The organism is Brevundimonas sp. GN22, assembly GCF_054824005.1.
On sequence record NZ_JSYD01000145.1, the window covers coordinates 1 to 5,950 of the forward strand.

The 5,950-nt window shown below is 64.7% G+C and carries 7 protein-coding genes and 1 pseudogene; 6 read left to right on the plus strand and 2 right to left on the minus strand.

Annotated elements, in window-relative coordinates; translation table 11 throughout:
* Positions 1 to 358: isocitrate lyase/phosphoenolpyruvate mutase family protein (locus OB03_RS14390; protein ID WP_461344617.1), on the minus strand; the 358-nt coding region annotated here is incomplete at its 3' end.
* Entirely contained in the window at positions 355 to 1,320 is a 966-nt protein-coding gene (locus OB03_RS14395) for an isocitrate lyase/PEP mutase family protein (protein ID WP_461344618.1), read from the minus strand. The genes OB03_RS14390 and OB03_RS14395, both read right to left, overlap by 4 nt.
* A 257-nt stretch (positions 1,321 to 1,577) precedes the next feature.
* Here OB03_RS14395 and OB03_RS14400 point away from each other — a divergent pair, with 257 nt between their 5' ends.
* The 6 genes and pseudogenes from OB03_RS14400 to OB03_RS14425 all read left to right on the plus strand — a co-directional run.
* Positions 1,578 to 2,948, plus strand: coding sequence for an MFS transporter (locus OB03_RS14400; RefSeq protein WP_461344619.1), 1,371 nt, complete (start codon positions 1,578 to 1,580; stop codon positions 2,946 to 2,948).
* 103 nt (positions 2,949 to 3,051) lie between these two features.
* Positions 3,052 to 3,507, plus strand: a complete 456-nt coding sequence (locus tag OB03_RS14405; protein ID WP_242913641.1) for a hypothetical protein — start codon at positions 3,052 to 3,054, stop codon at positions 3,505 to 3,507.
* Positions 3,504 to 4,010, plus strand: coding sequence for a hypothetical protein (locus tag OB03_RS14410; RefSeq protein WP_461344620.1), 507 nt, complete (start codon positions 3,504 to 3,506; stop codon positions 4,008 to 4,010). Before OB03_RS14405 ends, OB03_RS14410 begins: the two co-directional genes overlap by 4 nt.
* A 1-nt stretch (position 4,011) precedes the next feature.
* The gene (locus OB03_RS14415) at positions 4,012 to 4,587 is read left to right on the plus strand and encodes a hypothetical protein (protein ID WP_461344621.1); all 576 of its coding nucleotides are present in this window, start codon (positions 4,012 to 4,014) and stop codon (positions 4,585 to 4,587) included.
* A 79-nt stretch (positions 4,588 to 4,666) separates the two neighbouring features.
* Entirely contained in the window at positions 4,667 to 5,716 is a 1,050-nt protein-coding gene (locus tag OB03_RS14420; RefSeq protein WP_461344622.1) for a ligase-associated DNA damage response exonuclease, read from the plus strand.
* A pseudogene (locus OB03_RS14425) lies at positions 5,713 to 5,950 on the plus strand (cisplatin damage response ATP-dependent DNA ligase); the annotation flags it as partial. The gene OB03_RS14420 and the pseudogene OB03_RS14425, both read left to right, overlap by 4 nt.

Sequence of the window (5,950 nt, forward strand, 5' to 3'; positions counted from 1 at the left end):
CCGATATCTGCACCACCGATGCTCCGGCGAACTCGAAGGCCCGAACCGTTGCGGCGACGTGCAGGGCATTGCCGAACCCGTCCGCAGCATCGGCGATGAGTGGCATGTCACCCGCATCGCGCACCACATAAAGGGCTTCGGTTATCGCCTCGGGCGACAGCAACTGCGCCACAGGGCGGCCATAGCGCGACAGCGCCAGAGCCGCGCCGCCAACCAGCAGCGCGTCGTATCCCGCCTCAAGAGCCATGCGAGCCCCGAAGTGATCGAACACGCCCGCCGCGGAGATCATGGTGTTAGGCGCGGACACTCTGGACTGGAGCCGAGTCTCCAAGCTCTGGATATGGGCGGGCGCGATCATTGGCCGCCCTCCTTGTCGTCGTGAGTGCTCATCAGCGTCTCCAACCGGAACGCCGGATCGAACCGTCGCCCCTGATCGGCAATCTGCGACAGCCCCAGCCGCTCGTTCAGCGCACCGAAGGTCAGCAACTGGTCCGACAGTGCCGCCGTCGAGCCATCACGCTTCAGCACGGCCAGCAACCGCTCGGCCATGGCCGCAAACCCGCGCACCAATGATCCCGAGGCGATCACCAGACCAAACCCCAGTTCCGTCAGTTCGCTGGCACTCAGGGCCGGAGACGATCCCCCCTCGATCATATTGGCGACCAGAGGTGTGTCGGGAAACTCGGCGGCAATCCGTTGATAGTCCTCAAGCGATTGCGGCTGGTCGATAAACAGGGCGTCGGCACCGGCCTCGACATACAGATGCGCACGCGCCAGAGAAGCTTCGATCCCTTCGTGCGGAAGGGCGTCGGTTCGCGCGATCACCAAAGTATTGGCCTCGCGTCGTGCGTTGACGGCAGCGCGGACTTTTTCGGCCATGGTGGCTGGCGTGACAAAGGTCTTACCCGTCAGCGCCCCTGCGCGTTTGGGAAACGCCTGATCGTCGATCAGCACCGCCGAGGCCCCTGCCCTTTCCAAGGCGCGCACGGTGTGTTCGACATTGATGGCGTCGCCGAAACCGTTGTCGGCATCCACGATCAGCGGCGTTTCCAGTCGGTCGCGAACGCGGCGCGTGACCTGGCACAACTGGTCCAGCGAGATCAGGCCGATGTCGGGGCGGGCAAGCTGCGTATAGCTGATACCGCTGCCGGAAATGAACATGGCCTCGAAACCGGCCTGCTCGATCATCAATGCCGAAAGCGCGTCAAAGGCACCCGGAGCCAGCAACGCAGGCTTGCGCCGCAGTCTGCGTTTCAGGAGCAGTCCCGATGTGCCGGGGGCAGCCGTATCCGTGACAGGAACCCCGTCGATCGTCGCCATGGATAGTCGCGGTGCCAATCCCGCTACTCCTCGTTTCGCTCGTCCGAGTGTCGGCAATCTGCCACGCAGACACGCCGAGCGGGTCGAGATTGATACTGTGCAACACGCTAGGATACTGGTCGCGTAGGACGCGAATGCCCGACAAGTGCAGCTTACGTAAGCTATCGCCTGTCAGATAGATTTCCGGCAACGACGACAGCGCCCATCGAACCGACTTACAGCTTGTATCTGTTTTTCGCGGTGATCCGGCAACCCCTTTGGTCTCTCCCCAGCAGCGACGGCTTCAGTTCGCCCTTGGCGGTGCCCTGTTCATGCAAGGGCTGGATTCGACCGCCATTGTTCCGGCCCTGCCGCGCATCGCCGAGACATTTCAGGCACCTGAACTGGCCCCCCACATTCTGCTTGCGGCCTATTTCATCGGCTGCGGGGCCAGCCTGCCGGTTATAGGATGGGCTGCCGACCGGTTCGGTGCTCGTAAAGTGCTGCTGATTGCGATCGGGGTGTTCGTTCTGGCGGGGCTCGCCAGTGCCATGGCACCCGATCTGATCTGGCTGACGGTCTCGCGGTTTTTGCAGGGGGCGGCAGCGGCCACCTTGATGCCGGTGGCGCGGATGCTGGCTGTACGAACGGCACCGCCGCAAGCTTTGCTGGGGATTATCACCGCCCTGACGGCTCCCGCTATGGCAGGCCAGACACTTGGACCGGCAGTGGGCGGTTTGCTGGCGGCCTATGACGGCTGGCGCATGATCTTCCTCGTCGGCGTGCCCTTTGCCATCGCCAGTCTGGGCATTGTTGCCGTTATCGCGCCCGATGTCCGCCGCGAGGACTGTGGCCGGTTGGACTGGGTCGCCATGATTATGGGTGTGCTGGCCATGGCTTGTGCGGTCGCAGGTCTTGGGACATTGCGCGATGACGGCCCGCCACTACTGGTACCGGTACTATTTATCCTCGCCGCGATTGGCCTGGGCATCGGCTTTGTGCGCAAGAATCTGGGTTCGCCAACGCCGCTTATCGACTTCCGCGTCCTCAAAGACCCTACCTTCCGTCGCTGTTTCAGCGGCGGCATGCTGTTCCGTCTGCTGGTGGGCGGAACCCCCTTTGTGCTGGCCTATCATTTCCAGTCGGGACTGGAACTGGGCGCGTGGCAGGCGGGCCTTCTGATTACCGCATCAGGGGCCGGAGCCCTGCTGGTGAAGCCCTTTACCGCGCGCCTGATTTCCAGAGGCGGTTATCGCGGCACGCTTTTGTGGGCGGGCGCGGCTTCGGTGCTGCTGTTCGTTGTGCCTGCCTTTTCCGACTGGCGATGGCCGTTGGCATTGATCGCCGCCGTGCTGGTCGCAGGCAGCTTCGTGCGCTCGCTCCAGATCACTACCTTTGGCACGCTCTGCTATGCCGATCTGCCGCCGCAGTCCGCCGGATCGGCCAGCGTGTTGAGCAGCATCGCCCAACAGCTTTCCCATGCGCTGGGCGTCGCTCTGGCAGCCGGAGCAATGGCGGTTACGACCGTCGCCGGCGCGCCCGAAGCCTGTGTGGGTCTGTCGGGCTATTTTGCCCTCGCGGTTGGGGCAGCCCTGTGCCTTCCGGTGTTCTTCCGCCTATCGCCGGATGCAGGCAGGCGCCTGCTATAGCCTGCCTCCCCCATATCTATGGCGCTAGGATCGGGGCGTTGATTTTCCGAGGATGACGACGGGCCGCGCTCGGCTCTTTTGTCATTTTGGGAGGGCTGACCCCATGCAACTCAAAACGGGCCTTTTGGCCATCGCCGCTGCCGTTTCTCTGGCCGCCTGCAACTCCGCCGAAACCGGTGCCGCAGCACCGGCGCAACCGGCAGAAGAAACCCCTGCGCAGGTCGCCGAACGCATCAAGGCTTCGCTGTCGCCGCAAGACTATGCGCTGCGTTTGCTGAAATGCGATCAGGCCATCAGCACCGCCAAGCGCGCGCATGACGCCGCGTTCGATGCGGAACTGACCGCCAAGGTCAAGGATGCGCCCAAGCTCGACTTCTTCACCCTGATCCGTGACGCCCGTGAAACCGGCGCGGACTCGAGCACCATCAACACCGCCCAGCATTCGGGCCTGCCGCTGCCGAGCAGCGGTGAACTGACCCCGCCGGAATACGTCGAACAGACCCGCGAGTGCCTGGCGCTGGTTACCGCCGAAGCCCCGACCAAGGGCAAACAGGCATGAAGACCGCCCGCACCTTCGCCATCCTGAGCGCGGCGCTGCTCGCCTGCGCCTGTTCCAAGGCCGAAGAGGCTCCGGCTCGGGCTACGACCGAGACCGATGCACCGGTAGCTACCGCCGAAGCCCCCGCGGCTACGTCTGCGGCTGCGGAAGCAGGGGACTTCCAACTGTCGCCGGATGGGGCCGCTTTCATCGCCGCACTCTCGCCCATGGAACTGGGTCAGGCGCGTCTTAGCTGCGTCGAGCCGCTGCGCACCGCCAAGGCCTGGCCGAATATCTGGAGCCCTGAAATGGCGGCCGAACTGGCCAGCGTGGAAGATTTCAGCCGCACCAAGCTGTTGACGTCAGAGCCGCTGAACACGCTGAGGATGGATCAGGCCCGCGCTATCATGGACGCCGGTCCCAAGTTCAACGCCAACAGCCAACCGACGGCGGAAGAGATCGAGGGCGTCGGTCAGTGCATCCAACTGGCCAAGCACTACGCAGCCGAACAGGCGGCGGGCTAAGATGATGCGGCGCGTTGTGATTGTGGGTTGCGTGCTGGCGCTGTCGGCCTGTGATCGGACGCGCCCGTCGCAGGACGCACCGGCGGGGCCTAGCGCCCTTTCGGTCGAGGCTGCCATCGACACCGGTCAATCCCCCTCGCCCGAAGCCGTTTCCGCCACGGCTTCGGCATCGGTCGACATGGCAGCCACCCCCGTCAAGTCTGAGGGTCAAGACGGCATCTATACTCCGCCCTCGGGCTCGCCCGAGCGGACCGCGCTTATGGACGCCTTGCGCGGGCAGGTGGAGGGCGAACTGGGCGGTCGGGCGGAGTTTGTGGTCAAGACCCTGCGCTCCAACGGGCAATGGGCCTTTGCCGAGGTCGAGCCTCAGTGGCCGGGGGGTCGCAGGATCAACCCTGCAAACACCCCTCTGTACCGCGAGGAGCCGGACTGGCCGTTCGATGGCCTGCACACCGAGGCCATTTATCGCAAGATGAATGGCCGCTGGCAGGTCCTGCACCACAGCATCGGTGCAACCGATGTGTGGTGGGTCGATCATTGCCACACGGTACCGCGCGGCATCCTTACAGGGTGCTGACAATCAAGGGCGGCTCTCTCACGGGGCCGCCCTTTTTCGTTTCGGCAACCGCGCGGGCAAGCGCGGCGTTAGGCTTTGCATGACCTCGATCAGCCCTGACGCCAAACGGTTCGCCGCTGTGCTGCATCCCATACCGCAGGGGCTGTGGTGCCCCGAAGGGCAGTTCTTTATCGACCCGCCGCGTCCAGTGGACCGCGCCGTCATCACCCACGGTCATGCCGACCATGCGCGATGGGGCCACGGCCATGTTCTGGCTACCCCCGAGACGCTGGCGATCATGGCAGTGCGCTATGGCGCGGACTTTGCCGGATCGACCCAGAGCCTTGAGTATGGCGAGCGGGTGAGCGTGGACGGGGTCGAGGTATCGCTGCATCCGGCGGGGCATGTTCTGGGCTCGGCGCAGGCGGCCATCCGGCACGGCGGCATCACCATCACCGCTTCGGGCGATTACAAGCGCCGCCGCGACCCGACCTGTGCGGGGTTCGAGCCGGTGCCGAGCGATGTCTTCATCACCGAGGCGACCTTTGGCCTGCCTGTCTTCCGCCACCCGCCCGACAGCCACGAGATCGGCAAGCTGATCCACTCGTTGCAGCAGTTCCCCGAGCGGGCGCATCTGGTCGGAGCCTATGCTCTGGGCAAGGCGCAGCGGGTGATGAAGCTGCTGCGCGAGGCGGGCTATGACGAGACGATCTATGTCCACGGCGCGCTGGAAAAGCTGAACCGTCTTTACGAAAGTTTCGGAGTCGACCTCGGCCCGTGGCAGACGGTGGCGGGGGTAAAGGCCGACTTCGCCGGCAAGATCATCATCGCCCCGCCCTCGGCGATTGCCGACCGCTGGAGCCGCCGCTTTCCCGATCCGGTCGCGGCCTTCGCTTCGGGCTGGATGAGCGTGCGGGCGCGGGCGCGTCAGAGGGGCGTGGAGTTGCCCCTCATCCTGTCCGACCATGCCGACTGGGACGAACTGACCGATACCCTGACCGAGCTTTCCCCCACCGAGGTCTGGATCACCCACGGGCGCGACGATGCCCTGTCGCGCTGGGCCGAGATCAACGGCATGACGGCGCGGGCGCTGCACCTCGTCGGCTATGAGGACGAGGACGACGAGCCAGTAGAAGAGGCCACCGCATGAGGGCCTTTGCCGAACTGCTGGACCGGCTGTCGCTGACGGCGTCGAGGAATGCCAAGCTGCGGCTAATCGCGGACCATCTGCGGTCGGTGCACGACCCTGATCGCGGGTGGGCGCTGGCGGCTCTGACGGGCGGCCTTTCGTTCAAGGAGGCCAAGTCCAACACCATCCGCAAGGTGGTGGAGGAACGCGTCGATGCGGAACTGTTCCGGTTGTCGTATGACTATGTCGGTGACC